This window comes from Pseudomonadota bacterium, from assembly GCA_010028905.1.
Classification (GTDB): Bacteria; Vulcanimicrobiota; Xenobia; order RGZZ01; family RGZZ01; genus RGZZ01.
The window spans coordinates 1-20160 of record RGZZ01000038.1 but is presented as its reverse complement, the minus strand read 5'-3'; the positions used below and the strand labels follow the sequence as shown (position 1 = coordinate 20160).

Genomic DNA, 20160 nt, shown 5'->3' with positions numbered 1-20160 from the left:
CCGCCTGCTGCGCGAGGTGGTGGCCACCACCATGTTCAAGCCGACACAGCTCTGGCCCACCCACTGCAACCGCAACGCGCACATCTTCGAAGAGACCAAGACCTGGGCCAAGGATGGGCCGGTCGACATCACCGCCTCATCGTGGGCGTATTATCAAGACGAGGAGATCAAGCCCTCGACCGCGGTGAAGGGGCTGCTCGACGCCGGCGTCCCCCTGGCCCACATCACCATGACCTCTGACGCGTGCGGCTCGCTTCCCCAGTTCGATGCCCAGGGGCGCCTCGTCAAGATCGACACGGCCCGCCCGATGGCCCTGCTGCAAGAGCTGGGCGACCTCGTACGCCTCGAGGGCCTCCCCCTCGATCAGGCGCTGCGCACGGTGACCGCGAACGTGGCCGACGTGCTCAAGCTACCCCGCAAGGGCCGCATCACCGTGGGGCACGACGCCGATCTACTCGTGCTCGACGCCGATCTACGCCCGCGTCACGTGATCGCAGGCGGCGTGATGTGCATGCGTGACAGCATCGTGGTCAAGAAGGGCACCTTCGAAGACTGAGGCAGCGCTGAACAGAGGGCGCGATCGTGGCGCTCAGCGCGCGAGCAGCCCCTCGGACGCGTGCGCGTGGATGGGCGTGATCTGCAATGTCTGGTTCGACTCTACCGCAACCCCCGCGATGCTGCCCGTGCCCGCATACGTCACCGCAGGTACGTGCTGCGGGCAGACGGCGTCGACGTGCAGCGTGATGGGCGCGTCACCCAGCATACCGTCGACCACAAGCGCGTCCTTGAAGACCAGGGGCGGTTGCATGGGCATGCGATCTTCATCGATCTTGACCGCCTGGTGGTGCTCGACCCCACCCAGCGTGCCGTCGAGAGCCAGCAGACCGTCGTCGCGCCGAAACACCTCGCGCACCGCCACGTCGCCGATGGTGCCTTCGAGAACCTGAGTGCCGTCGTCTGCGCCGTGCAGCTCGAGAGACTCGTGCGAGTAGCCGATGGTGCCCTCGATGGTGAGCACGCCATTGTCCTTGTTGAGCGTCCAGGTCTCTTCGATGGGCACCTCGCCCAGCTGCCCGGAGCCGCTCAGCGACACCACGGAATCCTTGCTGCTCGCCCCCTGCATGCGCACGCTCTCGCCCATGGCGTTGTTGAGGGTGGCCTGCTGAAGCGAGGTGACCACAATCTCCCACTTCGCCTCGGCCTGCAGGGTCGCGAGGTTCACTGCCAGAGACGCGCCGTTCAGGGCCGGCAGCAGTGCGGCCTTCTGGGGCGTGTCGATGGTGGAGAAATCGATGGCCTCCCCCTCTGCGGGTGGCTCAGATCCCTCCGGGAGGACGGGATCGGGCGAGGGCTCTCCCTCGAAACGCACAGAGCGGGGCGTCGTGGAACGCAGGGTCGATGCGGGATGGACGTTCATGGCTCTCCTGGCGATCAAAGCTTCGCGCCATCACATTACCGTGAAACCGCCTTGCCTTCCAGACACGTGATGTAAACGCCGGGACAGCTTCTCCCCGGCCTCTCATGAGGCGCCTGATGGGAGAGGCCCCGATCGTCAGTCGCGCAGGCGGGGGTGCATGACCGCTCGCCACAGCGGCGGAACCAGGGAGAGCAGCATCATGCCGGGATAGCCCGTGGGCATCTTCGGGCTCTCGTCGAGGCGACGCAAGATGGAATACGGACGCATCGCGTTGCGGTGGTGATCGGCGTGACGCGAAAGACGAAACAAGATGCGATTCGAGAGCCAGGCGTCGCTGTCCCAGGCGTGGCGGGCGCCGAACGGCTCGTAGCGCTCGCCCTGGCGGGCTCTCACCAGGCCGTAGTGCTCGACGTAGTTCACGATCTCGAGCAGCACCACCGCCACCACGGCCTGCGCCACGAACAGCACCAGCGCCGGCAGGCCCAGCACCCGAAGCACCCCGATGGCAAGCAGCAGCGGAGCAACCGTGTAGACGAACATGACGTTGCGCACGCTGAAGGGCACCGCCCCGACCCGTGCAAGACGACGGCCCTCGAGGTTCCAGGCGCTGCGCCAGGAGTCGCGCACCGACCGCACGACAAACGCATAGACCGACTCACCTTTGCGCGCGGTGGCCGGGTCGTCGGGTGTGGCGGCACGCACATGATGACCGAACACGTGCTCGACGACGAAGTGCAGATAACCGACCTCGACCAGGGCCAGATGCGCGAAGAAGCGCTCTGTTCGGCGGGTCTTGTGCAGCAGCTCGTGGGCCACGGTGATGCCCACCCCACCCGTCACGAGGCCGACGCCCAGCGCCGCGCCAATCATCTCGACAGCCCCGAACCGATGCGCCTGCGTCAGGCCAAGCGCGAGCACAGCCGTGTCGGCGAGGATGGCCGCGTACAGCAGACGGCGAAACGCGGCGCTTGCCGTGACCCGCTCCTCATCGCGGGGCTCGATGTTCACGGTATCAGCCGGCAGCAGCGCATCGATGAGGGGGATCACGCCGAACACGAACACCGTGGTGGCAAACGCGAAGCGTTCGCCGAGCACGAGCTGCAGTGCGCAGACCAGAGGAACCGTGAACGGCCAGAGATAGGTGCGCCAGTTCATGGCTGTACTTCTTCTCCCAAGGTCTCGAGCTCGCCGAAGAGCTCGTGAAATCGAAGCGGCTTGGTGAGAACGCGATCGAAGCCGTAGGTGAGCAGGCGGTCGAGCTCATCTGGGTGGCTGCTCGCCGTGAGCGCCACCACGCGGGTCTTGCCTTTGCCCAGCTCGAGCCGGCGCAGCTCGCGCACGGTCTCGACCCCATCCATCACCGGCATGTGCACGTCGAGCAGCACCACGTCGAAGGCCCCCCGCACCCACGCATCGAGGGCATCGCGGCCATTGTCGAACATCACCACCTCGTGCCCCCGCGAGCGCAGGAGGAACAGGGCCAGCTCCTGACTGGCAGGGTCGTCTTCCGCCAGCAGAACCCGAAGGCTGCGTGTGGGTGGGGGGGATTCGGCCCCTCCCGAGAACCGCGCGTCGCTCATGCAGATGCGGGCTTCCACACGCACACGGCTGCTCCTCCGCGAAGCAGGGGTGCAACAATCACGCGCCTCCCGCCGTCTCACGCGCGGTACGCGCAGCCACGGGGGGAGGCAAGACCCGCGTCACGTCGAAACCATCATGATCGCCCCCCAAGGAGACTCCACTTTGGACACCCAGAACCTCAGCCCCGCACTCGCCTCGCACATCGTGCACCGCATGGGGGAAGCCGGACAGCCCCCCGACCGCGGCATCCAGTATGTGAACGTGGGCAACGAGACGTACCTGCGCATCTTGCGCGACGAGTACCTGCGCCGTCTGCTCAAGGGCGCGGGCGGCTCCGGCTTCAAGCTCGTGCAGGGCTACTACGGGGGCGGCAAGACACACTTCCTCTACTGCGTGCGCGACCTGGCCTTCGACGAGGGCTTCCCTACGGCCATCGTGTCACTGAGCCCGCAAGAGTGCCCGTACGACGACGCGGTGAAGGTCTACCGCGCCGTGGCCATGGCGCTCACCACGCCACCCCGCGCCGAAGGCGCGCGCCCGTCGCGCGGCCTCACCGACATCCTGCGCGACGTGGCCGATGACCGCAGAGAGGCGCTGGGCGACGAAGCCTTCAAGAAATGGATCCAGCAGACCGCGCTGCGCGTGGCGGTCGACAGCCACTCGTTCCGGCGCGCGGCGGCCGAGTTCATGCGGTCGTACGCCTTCGGTGAGATCGAGCGCGAGGCCGTGCTCGAGGCGTGGCTGCGCGGCGACCCCATCAAGCGGGGCGAGGTGCGCGAGCTGGGCATCTTCGAAGCCATCGAGAAGGGCAACGCCTTCACCATGCTGCGCTCGATGTGCCAGCTGCTCTCCGAGTATGGGTTCCCCGGCTGCGTGCTGCTCTTCGACGAGGTCGACCGGCAGATGTCGTTCACCCGGTCGAAGATTCAAGCCCTGGGCGACAACCTCCGGCAGGTGGTCGATCTGTGCGGCTCGGCGCTGCTGCCGGGCGTGCTCTTCCTGTACGCGGTGCCGCCCGAGTTCCTGCGCAACGTGGTGCCCGACTACCCCGCCCTCGATCAGCGGCTGAAGTCGCCCATTCCCATGGGTGAGCGCAGCCCGCAGGCGCCCGTCATCGATCTCGAGCACCTCGATCTCGACTTCACCACCCTGCTGGTGCGCATCGGCGAGAAGCTGCTCGACGTGTTCGAGGTGGCCGAAGGGTGGAAGAGCGATCGTGAGGTACAGAAGAAGAACCTCGCCGGGCTTGCCCGCACCTGCGCCGACTTCTCGTTCGAGATCGGGCATCGCCGCCTGTTCGTGAAGACCTTCATCGATCTGCTCTTCCGCCAGCGACGCGGCGAGGAGCGCGCCCTGCTGCTCGAGGAGTTCGAGCACATGCTGGCCGATGGCGCGGCCGCCCTCGACGGCGCGAACAGCGCCTTCATCGACGCATGAGAAAGGTCTCCACGACCTTCACGGTCGGTGCGCGCGTCAAGCACCCGTTCCTGGGACCGGGCTCGGTGCTCGAGGTTCAGCGGGGCGGGCGCGTGGTGCGTGTGTGCTTCGACAGCAAGCCCACGGTGGCGTGGCTGGTGGTGGCCGCCGAGCTCGAGACGGCCACCGAGCCGGCCGGCATGCAGGCGGTGATCTCGGCCCTCGCCCTGGCCCAGACCGGCGGCGGCGACAAGACCCCGCGTCCGAAGAAGAAGAAGACGGTCGCGCTGCTGTCAGACGATATCGAGACGCCGGTGCACGTGCCCCACGACCTCACCGAGGCCCAGGCGCTGCACGCGGTCGAGGCGCTACGCCTGGGCGTGGTGCCGCGCCACCTCATCGAGACCTACACCGTGGGGCGCGCGGCCGAGATGGCCATGGTGGCCGAAGACCTCGACGCCACCCGCGATGGGGGCGCCTTTCGCGTGATCATGGGCGACTACGGCACGGGCAAGACCCATCATCTCGAATGGGTCGAAGAGCTGGCCCTCTCGCGCAACTTCATCACGGCCCGCATCACCCTCGACGCCCGCGAGGTGCCCCCCTCGATGCCCAAGCGCGTGTACCGCTCCATCGTGCGATCGCTGCGCTACCCCAACCAGCACGGCCACGAGAACGGCGGACTGGCGCCACTGTTCGACCGCATCCTCGAGAACGCCGAGCTGAGCGACGAGCTGCGCAACCCCGAGGCCGAGACCTATCACAAGTACCTCAGCCCCGCCCTCGCCTACTACGCCGCCCTGCGCGAAGTCGATCCGGGGCTGGTCGAGACGTTGCTCGACTGGATCGAGGGTCACCCCACTGTGAGCAACGTCACCCTCGACCAACAGCTGAAAGCGCATGCCCGCAAGTACCATCGCCTGTATGCCCTCATGGACTACTGCCCCTGGGCGCACATCTACACCTACATGCTGGGCGGCATCTCGGTTCTGGCGCATCGCGCGGGATACGCGGGCCTGGTCATACTGCTCGACGAAGCCGAGTTCTACAGCCTGCTCTCGAGCGGCCACGCCTACTACGCGGCCGTGCTGTTCTCGTACTACGCCACCGCCTGCATGGGCACCAGCGGGGTGAAGATCGACGTCGACGACCTCCCCCGCGGCGGTCACCCCGTGCACCGCGCCATCCCCGCGCTGTACGCGCCATCGCAGCACATGTACGTGACCTTCGCCATCACGCCGGATTCTGCTGGCGTGAACGTGCTGCGCGGTCTCGTCGATGACAGCGCGGTGGTTGAGCTCTCGCCACTGAATGCGGGCGACTACCGCGAGCTGTGCGGGCGCGTGTGGGGGCTCTACCAGCACGCCTACCCGGACTTCGCCGCCCCCGAAACCAACCTCACCCGACTGGGTGATGCCCTGTACCGCGCCATCGAGTGGGGGCGGCTGGGGAACATCCGCCAGGCGCTGAAGCTGCTCACCGAGATCGCTGACTTCCTGCGCCACGACCCGAAGCACGGCCCCACCTTCCTGCGGCGCGCCGAAGAGATGCTGGGCGCCGCATCGGTCTCCTTGTCTTGAGCGACGCCGACGGCTTCGACTTCGACAACCTCGATCTCGGCATGCCCCGCAACCCGGCGCGACGAGCCGAGCGCTTGCTGGGCACAGGAACCGAGCGCGTGCGCAAGCTGCTCACGCGCACGTGGTACCCGTTCCTGGGGCGCTTCCCCCAGCCCACACGCATCCAGCAGGAAGCCATACCCCGCATCCTGGGCGGCGAGGCGGTTCTCATCGCCTCGGCCACCGCCACGGGAAAGACCGAGGCCTATACCGCCCCGCTGGTCGAGCGATTGCTGCGCGAGAAGTGGTCGGGCGGCGCCTCGCTGCTCATCGTGTCGCCCACCCGCGCGCTGGTGAACGACCTCTTCCGCCGTCTCGAGCCACCCATGCGCCAGCTGGGCGTTCCCCTCGGCCGCAAGACCGGCGACTACTCAGAGATCGCCCTCACCTCTGCCGAGCGCGACGCAGGCGAGAAGGCCGCCGTTCTCGTGACCACCCCGGAGTCTCTCGACTCGATGCTGGCGCGTCGCCCCGAGACGCTCAAGTGCGTGCGCGCCATCGTGCTCGACGAGCTGCACGTGCTCGATGGCACGGCGCGCGGCGATCAGCTGGCTGTTCTGGTGACGCGCCTCGAGCGCCTCGTCATGGGCGTGGCGGCGCAGGCGGCCACGCGCGGCGGCGCCGTGCCCCTTCCCCTGCAGCGGGTGGCGGCCACCGCCACCGCAGCGCGTACCGAAGACGTAGCGCGTCGCTACCTCGGCCCGCGCGCGGTGGTGGTGTCGACCGACGAGCGCCGCGAGATCGAGGCCGAGCTGGTGGCCAGCACCGACCCCGCATCCGTGGTCGCCTACTTCCGCGGACTGGTGGACGCCGACGGTACCGTCATCTCGACCCGGGGGAACCGCCAGCTGGGACGCAAGGTTCTCGTCTTCACCAACAGCCGCGCCGAAGCCGAGAACATGGCCGTGGCCTGCCTGGGACAGGCACCGTTCGGCCGCGACGTGTTCGTGCATCACGCCAGCCTCGCCCGCCAGGAGCGCGAGCGGGTCGAGAAGCGCTTCCTGGGGGCGTCGACCGCGCTCTGCTTCGCCACCACCACTCTCGAGCTGGGCATCGACATCGGCGACATCGATCGCGTGGGCCTTCTGGGTCCGCCACCCGACGTGCCCGCACTGCTGCAGCGCGTGGGGCGCGGCAACCGTCGCTCGTTCGACACCACGCGCGTGGCCTGCTTCTATGAGACCCCCGCACAGCGCGCCCGCTTCGAGCACCTGCTCGACTGCGCGCGACGCGGCGAGATTCACGCGGGCCCCACGGTCTTTCGCCCCTCGGTGCTGGTGCAGCAGGCCTGGTCGCTGATCTACCAGAACCGCGCGCGCTGGATCGACGCCACGGTGCTGCACGAGCGCCTGCCAACCTGGGTGAGCGGCTTGTACAGCGTGGCCGAGATCAGCGAGCTGCTGGCCCACATGGCGCACGAGAAATACCTGCAGCCCCTGCCCAACGGCCGCTATGCCCCCGCCGATCGGCTCGAATACATCTACAAGCGAGGCACCATGCACGGCAACATCGGCGGGCGCGATGAGCTCGACCTGGCCGTTGTCGACGCCGCCACCGAGCGGGTGGTGGGCTACGTCTCGACCCCCGTGCAGGGCGACATGCCGCGCCACGGCAAACGACGGCAGGCCGCCCGGGATCTGGCGCTGTCGAACCTGCCGAGCGAGCTCATCATCGGCGGGCGCAAGCGCCAGGTGCAGAAAGTGTCCGACAAGCAGATCCGCGTCACCTCAGAAGGCCCCGCCGGCAAGGCGCAGTTCACCGGGACAGGATCGCCCGTCATCCCGCTGGCCCTGGCCCAGTCGTTCGCGACCTTTCTGGGCATCAAGGAGCGACAGGTCAAGGTGGTGCTGCGCGACGAGGTGATCTACCTCGCGCACTTCCTCGGATCGGCCTACGGACGGCTGCTGCTCGAGTGTCTCAAGACCTCGACGCGCGGTCTCACCGCGGCGGGGAACGGATTTGTGTGCGCCCTCGCCCGCACTGTGCCGCCCGATCTGCATTTCAGTGAATCACAGGTGCTCTCCGCCATCGGCAAGCACCGCCGCGCCATGTCGTCTGCGCTGTCAGACGGCCCCCTGTCCGGGCGCCTGCCGGACGGCTGGTGGGCGCAGTGGTTGCAACAGGCCCTCGACGTGCCAGCGTTTCTCGCCCTGGTCGACACGCTGCGCCTCGACGAAGAGGTGAGCGACGAGGTGGCCGACATCATCGTCTCGCTATCGCCACGACATCAGCACGGGTAGTTCGAGCCGAACGACCCCGCGACGCCCAGAATGACCGCCTGGTCCGGCGCCAGGTCGACAGCGATGCGGCCCTGGTTCACAATGTAGCGGCTGCCACCGATCTTATCGATGAGCGTCGTTCCATCGGCCAGGCTGGCCGGCGCAGGGATGTCGCGGTGGTTCACCTGCTTGCCGTTGTTGAGCGCCACCACCACCGACTCAGACGGCGCGCAGCGCGAGAAGGCATAGACGTCGCGATCGGCGTGCAGCTCTTCGAAGCTGCCGCGCCGCAGCGCCACCGAGTCCTTGCGGATGTGCGCAAGCTGCTTGAAGGCCGCCTCCATCTGCGGATGCGAGCCGAAGGCCATGTCCTTGCGCACGTCGTCGTCGGTGTAGCCACGCATGGCCACCTCGGTACCGTAGTAGACCGAGGGGATGCCCCGCATGGTCATGAGCAGGGCGAGTCCGAGCTTGAGCTTGCTCTCTCCCTTCTCGCCGGCGACCGTCGTGAAGCGCGGCATGTCGTGGTTGTCGAGCAGGGTCACGAGCAGATCTGAGCGGCGATAGGCGCTGTCTTTCTTCAGCACGCTCGAGAGGCGGCGCATGTCGCCGTCTGACTGGCCCATGGCGATGCGCACAGATTCACCATCGAGGTGATCGAGATGGGTGACGACGTAACGAAGGGTGTTCCACCACGTGGACGGCTTGTCGCACCCGATGGTGTTGCGCAGCGCGAAGTTGAGCGGAAAGTCGAACACCGAGTCCATGCCCGCCTCGTTCTGAAACTTCGACGTGTGCGCGACGACCGGATCGTAGACCTCGCCAAGAAGCAAGAAGTTGTTGCCGGCGTGGGCGTGGATCTCGGCCGAGAACCTCCAGGCGAAAGCCATCGATGTCGGCTTTGTCGATCCAGGCCTTGCACTGGTCGATGAGCCAGCGTGAAACAACAGGGTTCTCCTGCGCAAAGTCGGGGAGGCCAGAGAGCTTCCCCTTCTCCATGTTGCGCTGCAAGGTCAGGTTTACGTTGCCTTGATGGTGGAACCAATCGTGATAGGCGGGATCTTCGGCCATGGGGGCGCCGTAGCCGAGGTGGTTGACCACGAGGTCGACCAGAACCTTGAGCCCTTTCTCGTGCGCCTTGTCGACCAGCTCACGCAGCTTGTCGACCGTACCGAAAGACGGCTCGGGGCGGGTGAAGTCCTTGGTCCAGTAGCCGTGGTATCCGTCGGTGCCGAGAAAATCGCGTATCTGCTCCGGCAGCGGTGAGATCCACAGTGTGGTAACGCCAAGGTCAGCCAGATAATCGAGCTTGTCGATGAGCCCTTGCCAGTCGCCGCCGTGAAACCGATTGGGGTTCGTCGGGTCGGTTCCCGCGTCATTGGTCTTGTCGCCATTGTGGAAGCGATCGGTCATGGCCATGTAGATGACCTCGTCGTGCCACGAGCGGGCCTTGGTGGCGGCGATGCGCGCAAGCCTGGCTTCAGCGGCGCTGAGCCCAGCGGGCACCTCGGCCGCGGGCGTCGCGCGCGCGGCACTGCCCACAGCTGCGTCGTCGGCAGATGGCCCAGGCGCAACCGACGCCCTGGCGACAGCAGGCGTGACCGTCGCCACGCGCCGTGGGACTGCAATGCCCTGATTCGCCGGCGCGCATCGAGGGTGAAACATCGACTTGCCGATCATGTCGTGCGTCCTCCGCCAACAGTGTATGAACACCGCTGAAGAAATCCTCGAACGACCGTGAGACACAGGTTACGAACGCGTGAGACTGCCGTGCTCCAGACATTTTCCAGTCTCGGCTTCTACGATACGGCACACACCTGGGGACGGCGCTCCCCACAGCTTGAGGGAGACCCCATGGGCATCACCACCGCCAACGCTGTCACAAAGCACAAGAGCCACCCTTCCAAGCCACCCACACCCGCACCGACGCCCGGCCCCTCTGCAGACGAGCTGAAAGCCCGTCGTGAAGCCTACGAAGCAGAGCGCAGCCGCTATCCCGACCGGGTGCACATCTTTCTCGATGACAATCGGTACTACCACATCGACCAGGCCGGTGCGGCCCACATGCTGGGGTACTTCACCCAGAAGCTCAAGATGGACGGCTTCCCGTGGGAGCTGCGGGCCGATCGGAAGATCTGTGGATTCAGCGCCCCCCGCGCTCTGAGCGAGATGGAAGCGTTGCAGCGCCTGTCTGCAGGCGAAGAGGTGCTGTTTCAGCCCAAGCGGGTCATCGACCTCAACCTCACCCCGGAAGGCCTGGGATCGCTGGCTCTGCTCGGTACACCGATGGGGACGGCCGCGGCCGCTACTGCAGCCTCGCTCACGAAGCAGGCCAACATGAAGGTCGAGGGTGCCGGGCGCGAGATCCCCTATGGAAAGCCTGTTCCGGTGCACAGCTTCGGTGAGCTCAAGCTGCTGCACGAGATGTACAGCGCCCAGTCGAACAGCTCGCCTGACAGCGTCATTGCCGACACCTCGGCCAAGGTCGCGTTCTTCACCATGAAGCGACACAACACCCCGTACCCATTTGCCTTCTATAAAGCAAGCCCCGGCAGCCGTTTCACCCAGGCGCTCAAGTCATCCACCGGCGGCGCAACCGCGGGGCTGGCCATCGGCGCTCTCGCGGGTCTCGTGCTGCAGGGGCCTGTGGGAACGGCCATCGGCGTGCAGATGGGCGTTCTTGCGGGCGCGTTTCTCGGCGCGGTGGGAAGCGGATTGTATCACGGGGCCAAGGCCTTGTTCGCTCCTCAATCGAAGCAGGAGATCAATGCGTTCGAAGCCGTCGACCGCATCACCCGCGGTGAGACCGTGATCTTTCAAGAGAAGAAGATGCATAGCGCCAGTGTACTCATCGGCAAGCTCACCTATTTCACCGACTACGGCCGCGGTTCCGAGATCAAGGGAAAAGCCGACCTCGACATCTTCCATGCCCTGCAGAACCAGTGGCCGGATGACGAGAACGCCCCCGACGCCTCCCAGAAGAAGCCCGCGTCCCACTGAGCCAAGGCGCCACTGAGACACGCCCGAGACGCACGCACGCCCACCGCGCGAACGACGCGCCGGCTGTTTTCATGTTTTTTTCTGACGCTTCACGTACACTGTCATCAGCAAGAGTCTGACTTGAGAGCCGAGGAGCCGAACCGTGATCAACACCGCCATCACCCCGAGCCCTGCCCCTCCGCGCCTTGCCGCGGCACAGCCCGAGAGCGATGCCTCAGGCGCCCCCAAGCCCCTCCCGTATCGTCAGGATGATCCGACCTGGGGCCACGATGTCATGTGGGATCGCGACCTGGTGATCAAGGCCGACACGAAGCTCAACGGTGAGTCGCGAACCCAGGCCGAGTCGCTCATGCGCGAGTTCGAAGATGGCAACACCATCGCCAATGAAGGCTGCCTCATCACCTCGATGGCCATGGTGCTGCGCCTGCTCTCTGAGCCGGGCACGAAGGTGTGGACGCCCCGCAACCTCAACCACGAAGCCCAGAAGCGCTACTACTACACGCCATGCGGGCTGTCGATGGCCCAGCTGAACGCCGACCTGTTGTCAGAGACCACCAGCGGCAAGGTGCAGCTCACCCTCAAGGAAGAGTACCTGTCTGGCGTTCCCTCGTGGCCCAAGATGCGCTGCGATACCTCGGCGCTGGTGCGCGCATATCGCAGCCTGCCTGAAGAGGAGCGCAAGAACCACGCGGTCATCTTGAAGATCGGCACCTATGACGACACCGTCGCATCGCACTACCTGCTGCTCGACCCTGCCGACAGCGGCTCAGTCAACGACGACAACCCGCTGGTTCTCGATCCGGCCAAACCATTCGACGAGACGAAGCCCGACTGGCGCCTGCGCGATTCGTCGAACCAGATCGTGAAAGATCCGGAGATCGCCAAGGCCTGGAAGGAGAGCGGCATCGAGCCCACCCAGATCTGTGGCGCGTGGGTCTACTCGCGGTTCAACCCTTCAGGAGGGGCCCCACAGAGCAGCGCGCTCGTCAAAGCCTGGGCTCGGGAGCTCGAGACGGCCGCGAGCAGCTTTCCCCGTCAGATGACGACGGCCGTGGCGGCGCGATCGCAGGCCGACTGAGGCCGCCGATCAGAACTGACCCGGCTTCGTGCCCGAGAGCGTGCTGGGGAGGCCGTTGAGGCTCCGCGCGGCCAGATCGTCCTTCGTCTTGGCCAGGGCGGCGTCGAGGAAGTCGGCCGTGGTGTAGTCGCCGATGGTGACGCGGTCGACCTGGGCGTCGATCTCGTGGTTGGTCTTCTTGGTGCTCGACGCGCCCGTCGACTTGCTGACCACCGCGTGCGTGGTGTCGAGGCCGTTCGAGGTGTCGTTGGCGCTGCCGATGGTGAGGGAGAAAGCCTGGCCGTCTGCATCGGCGTAGACGTCGAGCTTCTGGTGATTCTTCTGCCCGACCATGTTCGGGTCGGCCGCCGTGTTGGCCCACTGCGCCTCACCGTGCGCCTTGCGGACAGCCCACAGGGCATTGCGGTTGACCATGCTCTCGTTCGGATCGAGACGCACGTGGGCGTCGTGCCCCTTGGCGGCGGTGGCGTCGACCAGGTCGCCGTGGGTGAAGCAGAACTCGTTGACGTACACCGAGCTGGCCTGCTTCGTAAGGGCCAGCTTGGCATCGAGAATGGCGTGCGAGCCCCCGCCCTCGGCTGTGGGAGATGTGGTGAGCCACTTCACCGGCGCACTCGGGTCGTTCTCCGGCGCCGGCGCGCTGGTGCGGTCGCCACGGCTGAAGGCCTGATCGCGGAAGAAGATCTGGGCCGCCCCCACCGCGTCTCTGCCGTAGAAGACGCCCCCGCCGTCATCGTTGGCCGGCGTGTGGTTGCCCCAGTTGCTCCCCCCCACAAGCGCCTTCTGCACCGCGTACCCCCCCTTGCTGTCGGGGGTGAGGTGGATGAGCTGCTTGGCGTGATCGATGTTCACGGACTCCGGGGGGTAGTAGTCGATGGCCATGTTGCCCGTGGCGCCCGCGTGCTTCTTCAAGTAGTCAATGATGGGCTGGTTGTGCGGTTTACCCGTCTGAGGGTCGCGGGACGCATCGAGAACGATGTCGACCTTGACGCCGCGTTTCGCGGCGGCCGCCAGCCCAGGCAGGAGCGCCTGCTGATCGGCGTAGCCCGGCGCCGTCTTCGCCGCATTGTCATCGCCGTGGGTGACGGCATTCTCGAAGGTGTACATCTGCAGGCACAGCCGATCGCCGGGTGCCGCGTTGTCGATCATGCCGCGGGCTTCTTTGAAGTACTCGGCCTCGGTGCCGAGGAATCGAGGGCTCTGCAGGGCACCCGCACTCAGGCGCGGCGTGGTGTCCTTGGTCCCCACCTGCGGGTTGTGCGCGGCCACGCTGTTCGCGCGCGACGAAGCGCGACGAACCGTGGGGGTGGGGTCAGGTGTGGGGACGCTGCCGGCATAGGCATCGGCAGGCTCGGTCGAACGGGCGGCGGGGGCGCTTCGTGGCGGGCTTGCCACGGCGGAGGACGTACGTGCGACGTTCCCGATGCGGTCCATTGGTTCGACCCCCCTCTTCGTTCTCAAGAAGAGGCGACACCGCGCCGTCTCCCTTGAGTGTCCCACCTGCTGGCCTCCAGTCTATCACGCGATCTTTGCCGAATTGTTAACTTGCGCAAAAAAGATGCCGGGTCGAAACGCCCCGCGAGATCTGCCGTGGCGCAACCTCGCCTCAGCCGTGCTCGAGCGCGTCGATCTTCGTGGCGATGCGAAGCAGCTCTGCCTCGATCTCGGCTTCGTCCGCACAGCGCGCGAGCGGCTCTTTCGAGAGCAGGCGGTTCACGAGAGCCGCCAGCGCAGTGCCGACCTCCGGAGAGAGGGCTTCAAGAGCGGGCGGGGCTTCGTGGGCGTGCGCGTGCAGCAAGGCCTGGGTCGTCGTGGCCACGAAGGGCGGACGGCCAGAGAGCGCCTCGAACAGCACCACCCCCAGGGCATAGACGTCGGCTCGCCACGTCTCGACCTCGCCGCGGAGCGACTCGGGCGCGATGTAGCCCGGGGTGCCCGCCAGCCGACGAGAGCGCGCACCCGAGGGAGATGAGACCTGGCTCGCACCGCTTGAGATGCCTGATTCGGATCCCCTGTATGAAGCGTCAGCCCCGTTCAGCGCAGAGGGGCTGGACTGCACGTCCTTGTCATCAGGGGCGATGGGAGTCACACCCTCTGCGAGCGGTGGCCTGTCGTCTTCTTCCGAGACCACCCGAGCGATTCCGAAGTCCATGAGCTTGACCCGTCCGGATGCGGTGATCATGATGTTGGCAGGCTTCAGATCGCGGTGCACCAGCCCGAGCGCGTGGGCCGCCCGCAGCGCCGCGCACACCTGCCGCGCCAGCTCGACCCCCTCGCGTGTCGTGAGCCGATCCACGCGACGCAACCGCTCGCGCAGGGTCTCGCCGACCACGCGCTCCATCACGATGTAGCGCACGCTCTCGGCCTCGCCGAAGTCACGAAGAAACGGCAGATTCGGGTGACGCAGGCCACGCAGGGCGTCGATCTCTCGCGAGAAGAGCGTGTCGCCGGTCGTGCGCTCTTCCGAGGAGCGGGTGCGAACCAGCATCTTCACGGCCCACACCGCTGCGCTCTCTTCGTCGACCCGCGTGCACGTGAAGACCCGGGCGCTCGCGCCCCGTCCGATCTCGTCCCCCAGCCTCCAGCCATGGATCACGACACCGGTCTCGAGCGCACCGAGGGCAAGCCGCAGCGCGTCGCGGTCTTCATCGCGCGTGGCTCGGCGCGCCCGGAGGACCGCAAAGATGCCGAAGGCGGCAAAGACGACGGTGGCTTCGAACAGGCCATGCCTCGCGAACCAGTGCAGCAGGGGAACCACGCCTGGAATGGCGGGGCCCTGCATCTCGACCCGCTCCGGTGGCAGCGAGGGATCGTAGTGATAGACCGTGTCGGCGTACCCCCAGAGCGAGAGGCGCAGCTCCGCGGGCGCGTGTCGATCGAGATTGAGCGGCCCCGGCGAGCGCCCCACGGGAACGGCAGCGAAGCCCGTCTCGACACGTCCCGCTCGGATCTGCCCGGTGCGCGGCTGCAGGCGAACGACCGCGGCCCCCGGCGGAGAGGTGTCGAGGTAGACCGCGGCCGGATCTCGCGGGTGCGGTTGACGCAGAAGACCAGACGAGGAGGTGAGAAGCGCCAGCCCGAACCACAATATAGCCAGCTTTGCATGGCGCGCGGCGGGATGAGGGCGCATCGGCCTTCAAGAGCTCCTTGCTCGAGGTTCGCACCCCGATGTCCCCCGCGTCGGGGAAACCCCTTGCGACGACGTCTGAGTGGGGAGAACGAGATGCGGTCTCGCGACAGACGCAGATGTTCAGGATATTCGCTCGCCGAGCTCGTGTTCTCCCTTCTGCTGCTGTCGATTGTCTCGATCACGCTCGTGGGGGTGGTCCCCGCCACGATGAGCGGCACCCGCATGGCTGCAGATCGCGTCCAGGCATCGATCATCGCCCAGCAGACGCTCGAGACGCTGGGCGCCGGCAACCTCACCGACATCCGCGATGGCCCCTTGCCCGACGTAGAGACCACGCGTGGCGCCTTTGGCCGAGGCGTGTCGACCTTTGCCATCACCACCGCGCAGGGAACCGCCATCGACCGCGCCGACGCCCTCGGCGTGCAGGTGACCGTCTCGTGGCGCGATCGGGCGAACACAACATCATCACTTGCGTCGACCCGCGTGCTGTTCGTGAGGAACTGAGATGCGCACACGTCGTCGTCGCCGCGGCGCCACCCTGGCCGAGCTCACCGTGGTCTGCATGCTGCTTCTGCTGGCACTGGGCATGATCGCGCAGATGATGGTGCCGGCCACGGTGCTCTTCCAGCAGCAGAATGCCGGCGCCGAGGCGCAGCAGGCGGCGGCCGCGGCGCTGCACCGCATCCGGAATGCGCTGCTGTGCACCAGCCCGGCCACCGTGACCGCCTCCGACGGTGTGAACGACAGCCCCATCGCCATCGCGCTGCAGCCCATCGTCTCGACCGGGCAGCCGTTCAGCGACAACGGCACCCCCCTGTACGACGACCATTTCGACATCTTCTGGTTCGACAAGGCCCATCAGTCACTGTGGCTCATGCATCGCGCACCGCCCGCCTACCACTTCGCTGACAACACGAAACCCCAGCAGATCAGCGCGCAGGACCTGGCCGACCAGACCCCGGACGTGACCGCGGGCGATCAGCTGCTGTCACGCCGGATCTCGGCCCTCGACATGTCGACACCGGAAGGGGCCATCACCTATCCGCTCGCCTTGCACATGACCGTTGAGGTGCCAGACCCCAAGGGGGGCATCGAGCGCTTCGATCTCACCACCGCGGTGACGCCGCGCAACGCGCCATGGTAGGCGGGCGCCGCGCGCGCGGCATGTCGCTGCAGCTGGTGCTGGGCACGGTGTGCACGCTCTGCCTCATCGCCGCCGCCATGGTTGCGCTGTTCACGGCCAATCTCAACCTCACCGTGGGCTTCGCAAACGGCAACATCGCGCAAGATGAAGCCGAAGCTGGCGTCTCTCAAGCCATGGCTGAGCTCACCGCCGACCCGGCCTACGGCACCCACGACGAAGAGATCGTCTCCACGTCGAGCAATCTCGACCCACGACAAGCGGGGCATGTGGTCACGTTCAAGACCAATGGCGAGTGGCCGTGGTCGACGAACAACCAGGCCAGCGAAACGCGCGGCGGATACGCCGGTCGCACCGTGCCCGGGGGCATGACGCACCTCATCTCGACAGGCTTCTGCCGTGGACAGGTACGCACGGTGGAAGCCATCGTGTGCCAGCCGCCGTTTCCCTACGCCGTCGCGGCAAGCGGAACGTTCCGCTCGAAAGGCTCGCTCATCATCGAGGGGGCGCAATCGTCGGGCGGCTACGTCAACGGCTCGACCGACCGTCCGGGTGACCTGGCGGCCAACTCGCCGAGGGGCGTCGTCATCACCCCGTCCGGAGGCAGCCAGACCTATATCAGCGGATTCGTCAAGTCACGCGGCCCCATCCGCATCGACCCGCCACGCATCGTGCGTGCCGGTATCTTTGCCAGCAGCGGAACGGTGGCCCTGCCCCAGCTCGAGGTGACCAGCTACGACAACCACGCCGAGAAAGGGGTCATCGCCCTGGGGGAACCGACCTACGGTGCCACCACGCTGAGCGGGGCGTACTACGCCGGCGGCAACCTGACCTACAGCGGGGCGCTCACCTTGAGCAACGCCTTTCTCTACGTGCGCGGCAATCTCACGCTCTCGAACGGCGTGACGGGCACGGGCGCGCTCGTGGTCGACGGGAGCATCACCATGAAGGGGGGCCCCAGCCAGATCGTGGGCAGCCAGAGCATCGCCCTCGTGGCCACGGGCCCTATCGCGGTGGCCGGCACCGGCAGCGGCAGATCGGTGCCGGGCCTGGGCAGCGGCAACGTGTTCGAGGGGCTCGTGTACTCGCAGACCGCGGTCGACGCGCGCAACATCCTCGTGGTGGGCAACGTGGTGGTCGACGCCCCCAAGGAAAAGCCCGACAGCGGCGGCGCCACGTTTGAGAACGTGCACGTGGTGGGCACCCGGGATGCCTCGAGCATCAAGTTCACGGTGACGCTGGCGCCCGATTCGCAGCCCACGCCGGAGCCGGTGACGGTCAACAACGTTGCAGTGGGGGAGCTGTATAGCGACAGGAACACGTTCAAAGAGTACATCCCTCCACGCGATGACCGAGGAAACCCGCTGCCCCCGGATATGACCGGCCAGAAGCTGTACCTCGGAACGATTCCCGGGACAGAGCGGAATCGCGAGTTCAGAGACGCCAGCGAAGAAACGGCAAAGAATGCGAAAGACGTGTCAACGCCATCAGAGCCCTCGACTGATGGCTCGACGAGCAACCTTCCCATCCCGAAATCGTGGCAGGCGCTGCTGACGCCCATGCCCGCGGGTTCCATCGAGTTCGGTGATCTCGGCATCAAGACATCTACCCCACAAGGAAAAGACATCGCAGATGCCGTTGAAGCGCTGCAGAAGGCCCAGACCGCCGCCGTGAACCCGAATGCATCACCGGACGAGCGCAAGAGATTCGAGGAGGCCAAACAGGAACTCGCCTACCTGCTGTCCGGCGGCAGGAGGAAGTCGAGCGCATCGAACGGCAATGACAGCAGCTCAGATCAGACCGACGCCACCCACAAGACGTACGATTTCAGTCTCAACACGTTTCTCCCCAGCAGCGGAAGGCTGCGCATCACGTTCTGGCGCATGGTGAACCACCGCATCTGACTCCCTCACCCCGCTGCGGGGTCACGCGTCCCCCCGCAACCGCCGCGCAACCTCGTCAACCGACGAGGGGCGGTCTTCGGGATGCTTCTCGAGCATCGCCATGATGGTCTGCTCGACGTGCGACGGCACGTGTGGCGCAAGGTCGCGCAGAGGGGTTGGCACATCAGACAGGTGCGCCATGAGCGTCTGCGTGAGATCGCTGGAGACAAAGGGCGGTCGCCCCGCCAGCATCTCATAGGCCACGCACCCCAGGGCATACAGATCGAGACGGGCATCTCCCCGAACGCCCTCGACCTGCTCCGGCGCCATGTAGGCCGGCGTGCCCATGATGGCGCCGGTGGCCGTGATGGTCTGCTGGCCCTGGGTGCGGGCAAGACCGAAATCGACCACGCGGCAACGGCCTGCGCCGTCGAAGAGCACGTTCTCCGGCTTGAGGTCGCGGTGCACCACACCGAGGCCGTGGGCGTGCGACAGTCCGGCGCAGATGTCATCGAGGGCGGCGAGGGCGTCGTCGAGGGCCATCGGACCGCGCTGCAGGCGATCACGCAAGGTCCCCCCCGAGACCCGTTGCATGACCACATAGAGACGCTCGCCCACCTGTCCCGAAGCGAACAGCGTCACCAGGTTGGGGTGCTTGAAGCGACGCCCGATGAGGGCCTCGCGCTCGAACCGCTGCCGAAACTCCGGGTCGCTCGAGACGGCCTCGAACAGCACCTTCACCGCAACCCCCTCCGTGGTGTCGGAGGAAGCACTCGCCCCCAGGCGATGCCCTTCGAACACCTCGGCCATGGCCCCCTCGCCGAGACGCTTCCCCAGGCGCCAATCGCCGACCCGCCCCCCGGGCTCGACGTTCTCGACGGTGTCTCTCAGGGCCGTGCTCTCATCTGCCTGGTGAACGCGATCGCGCGCGTGAAGCGCAAATGCCGCCGCCAGCAGGGGCAGCGAGACGAGGCCCGGCAGCCACCAGCCGATGAGGGCGGCGTCGCTGAAGACGTAGCGTGGACGGAAGCGCAGGTCGTCCGGATATTTAACCCAATCTGCCCCCACGTAGAGTGGTAGCGTCACCGTGTCTTCAAAGGCTCCGGCGAAGCGCAGCGTCTCAACAGTCTTCTCGTCGGGCGCGGGGGAGGTCACACCCGAGGGCATCTCAGTCGCGTTCCGCTCGCGGGGGGAATACACACACGGCGTCACCCCGATCTCCTTGCCTTCGACCGTGAGCGTGAGTCCGGAGGGAACTGTCTCGATGAGATACCCTTTGGGATGATTCGGACCCGCCAGCGCCTCGATCTCGGCCCTCGCGGCGTGCCACCGCCAGGCCTGCAGGCCGACGAGCACAACCCCGAGCACCGCCAGCACGAGCTTCACGCGACCCGGCACCCTCCGCACCCCCTCCTCGCGCACGCGCTACACCGCTCCCCTCGAACCCTCGCGCCCAACGAGGCGCATGAAAGAGTAGCGCGCGAACGCGGCGCACTCGCGCAATGTGTACCACAGGCGCAGCCCGGCCCGCTTGTAGCCCGGGCTCTCGTAGGCCGGCGCACCCCAGGCCTCGAGCCCCAGATGCCGGGCCACCATCACGCAGCGGGGCACATGGAACGGGTCGCTGCTCACAAGGCACGAGCGCCAGCCATGGGCCCACATGACCTGGCGGGCGT

Annotated in this window: 18 protein-coding genes; 9 read left to right on the top strand and 9 right to left on the bottom strand. The window is 66.6% G+C overall.

Translation table 11 applies throughout. The features are described 5' to 3' along the window. On the top strand, positions 1–556 hold a 556-nt coding region (locus EB084_04895), incomplete at its 5' end, for a beta-aspartyl-peptidase (protein ID NDD27587.1). A gap of 33 nt (positions 557–589) precedes the next feature. Here EB084_04895 and EB084_04890 read toward each other — a convergent pair. The 3 genes from EB084_04890 to EB084_04880 all read right to left on the bottom strand — a co-directional run bounded on the left by EB084_04890 (position 590) and on the right by EB084_04880 (position 3015). Further along, complete coding sequence (locus EB084_04890; GenBank protein NDD27586.1) at positions 590–1417, bottom strand: hypothetical protein; 828 nt, start codon at positions 1415–1417, stop codon at positions 590–592. A gap of 135 nt (positions 1418–1552) precedes the next feature. Next, positions 1553–2572, bottom strand: a complete 1020-nt coding sequence (locus EB084_04885) for an alkane 1-monooxygenase (GenBank protein NDD27585.1) — start codon at positions 2570–2572, stop codon at positions 1553–1555. After that, a complete protein-coding gene (locus tag EB084_04880; protein NDD27584.1) occupies positions 2569–3015 on the bottom strand; it encodes a response regulator in 447 nt (148 codons plus the stop codon). The genes EB084_04885 and EB084_04880 overlap by 4 nt, the downstream gene beginning before the upstream one ends. Between EB084_04880 and EB084_04875 the strand changes: the two genes are divergently transcribed. The 3 genes from EB084_04875 to EB084_04865 are packed head-to-tail and all read left to right on the top strand — an operon-like array spanning position 2996 to position 8273. Then, the gene (locus EB084_04875) at positions 2996–4435 is read left to right on the top strand and encodes a hypothetical protein (protein NDD27583.1); all 1440 of its coding nucleotides are present in this window, start codon (positions 2996–2998) and stop codon (positions 4433–4435) included. The genes EB084_04880 and EB084_04875 overlap by 20 nt on opposite strands. Beyond that, a complete protein-coding gene (locus EB084_04870) occupies positions 4432–5994 on the top strand; it encodes a hypothetical protein (GenBank protein ID NDD27582.1) in 1563 nt (520 codons plus the stop codon). Before EB084_04875 ends, EB084_04870 begins: the two co-directional genes overlap by 4 nt. Next, positions 5991–8273, top strand: coding sequence for a DEAD/DEAH box helicase (locus EB084_04865; protein NDD27581.1), 2283 nt, complete (start codon positions 5991–5993; stop codon positions 8271–8273). The genes EB084_04870 and EB084_04865 overlap by 4 nt, the downstream gene beginning before the upstream one ends. Here EB084_04865 and EB084_04860 read toward each other — a convergent pair. Both EB084_04860 and EB084_04855 read right to left on the bottom strand, forming a co-directional pair. Further along, positions 8261–9142, bottom strand: a complete 882-nt coding sequence (locus EB084_04860; GenBank protein ID NDD27580.1) for a hypothetical protein — start codon at positions 9140–9142, stop codon at positions 8261–8263. The two genes, EB084_04865 and EB084_04860, sit on opposite strands and share 13 nt — an antisense overlap. Beyond that, positions 8895–9932 (bottom strand): hypothetical protein, encoded by a 1038-nt coding sequence (locus EB084_04855; protein ID NDD27579.1) that lies wholly within the window; start codon positions 9930–9932, stop codon positions 8895–8897. Before EB084_04855 ends, EB084_04860 begins: the two co-directional genes overlap by 248 nt. A gap of 174 nt (positions 9933–10106) precedes the next feature. On the opposite strand from EB084_04855, the gene EB084_04850 reads away from it, so the two are divergent. After that, the gene (locus EB084_04850; GenBank protein ID NDD27578.1) at positions 10107–11252 is read left to right on the top strand and encodes a hypothetical protein; all 1146 of its coding nucleotides are present in this window, start codon (positions 10107–10109) and stop codon (positions 11250–11252) included. 142 nt (positions 11253–11394) lie between these two features. After that, positions 11395–12330: a hypothetical protein gene (locus tag EB084_04845; protein ID NDD27577.1), complete on the top strand. Its 936-nt coding sequence runs from the start codon at positions 11395–11397 to the stop codon at positions 12328–12330. A gap of 9 nt (positions 12331–12339) precedes the next feature. On the opposite strand, the gene EB084_04840 is transcribed toward EB084_04845, so the two are convergent. Both EB084_04840 and EB084_04835 read right to left on the bottom strand, forming a co-directional pair. Continuing rightward, entirely contained in the window at positions 12340–13764 is a 1425-nt protein-coding gene (locus EB084_04840; protein NDD27576.1) for a hypothetical protein, read from the bottom strand. A gap of 172 nt (positions 13765–13936) precedes the next feature. Then, positions 13937–15460 (bottom strand): hypothetical protein, encoded by a 1524-nt coding sequence (locus EB084_04835; GenBank protein NDD27575.1) that lies wholly within the window; start codon positions 15458–15460, stop codon positions 13937–13939. A 93-nt stretch (positions 15461–15553) separates the two neighbouring features. On the opposite strand from EB084_04835, the gene EB084_04830 reads away from it, so the two are divergent. From EB084_04830 to EB084_04820, 3 genes are read left to right on the top strand one after another with little or no spacing between them, the layout of a single operon-like run. Beyond that, complete coding sequence (locus EB084_04830) at positions 15554–15964, top strand: hypothetical protein (GenBank protein ID NDD27574.1); 411 nt, start codon at positions 15554–15556, stop codon at positions 15962–15964. A gap of 1 nt (position 15965) precedes the next feature. After that, a complete protein-coding gene (locus EB084_04825) occupies positions 15966–16604 on the top strand; it encodes a hypothetical protein (GenBank protein NDD27573.1) in 639 nt (212 codons plus the stop codon). A 20-nt stretch (positions 16605–16624) separates the two neighbouring features. Further along, entirely contained in the window at positions 16625–18505 is a 1881-nt protein-coding gene (locus EB084_04820; protein NDD27572.1) for a hypothetical protein, read from the top strand. A gap of 21 nt (positions 18506–18526) precedes the next feature. Here EB084_04820 and EB084_04815 read toward each other — a convergent pair whose 3' ends face one another. Beyond that, on the bottom strand, positions 18527–19882 hold the full coding sequence (locus tag EB084_04815; GenBank protein ID NDD27571.1) for a serine/threonine protein kinase: 1356 nt from the start codon (positions 19880–19882) through the stop codon (positions 18527–18529). A 27-nt stretch (positions 19883–19909) separates the two neighbouring features. Continuing rightward, positions 19910–20160 (bottom strand): hypothetical protein (locus EB084_04810; protein ID NDD27570.1); only part of this gene is annotated, 251 nt, incomplete at its 5' end.